This is a genomic window from Oleiphilus sp. HI0067 (assembly GCF_001635735.1).
Genome location: NZ_LWFI01000571.1, coordinates 1 through 670, shown reverse-complemented (window position 1 = coordinate 670; position 670 = coordinate 1). Strand labels below are relative to the sequence as shown.

Sequence of the window (670 nt, the reverse complement as noted above, 5' to 3'; positions counted from 1 at the left end):
GATAACGGCTCCCAGTTCGAATTCAATCTCAGTGAGCTACATCAAAATATTAACCTATTTGGCTTTATTGCCGGCTATGAAACGGGAGTCATACAAAACCAAGACCCTGTAAACATTAAAGCAGCTGAGCTGATGGGCGAGTTACATGACCAAATGAAAGCCGTAGGCTATGACGGTCACGAACTGGAAGTATATTTAGTCAGATTACTATTCTGTGTATTTGCTGAAGATACTGGGATATTTGATAGACAAGAATTTAAAAACTATATCACGCAAAGGACATGCAATGATGGTTCAGACTTGGCAGGCCACCTTGCCACTCTATTCCATGTATTAAACACACCAGAATCAAAAAGATTAAAAAATAGAGATGAACAATTAGCCGCTTTTCCATATATAAACGGAAAGCTTTTTGAAGAAATACTTCCTCCCGCAGGTTTTGACTCTAAGATGAGACAGGCACTTCTTGACTGCTGCTCACTAGACTGGAGTCGTATTTCACCAGCCATATTTGGCTCGTTATTCCAGTCAATAATGGATAAACATGCTCGAAGAAATCTTGGGGCGCATTACACCAGTGAAGAAAACATTCTAAAAGCCATTAATCCACTTTTTCTAGATGAATTACGCGATGAATTTCTTAGGATAAAAGGAAACAAAAATAAACTCG

At 38.8% G+C, this 670-nt stretch carries 1 protein-coding gene; it reads left to right on the top strand.

What is annotated here, in order from left to right; translation table 11 throughout:
• On the top strand, nucleotides 1-670 hold a 670-nt coding region (locus A3739_RS29535; RefSeq protein WP_369821090.1), incomplete at both ends, for a type IIL restriction-modification enzyme MmeI.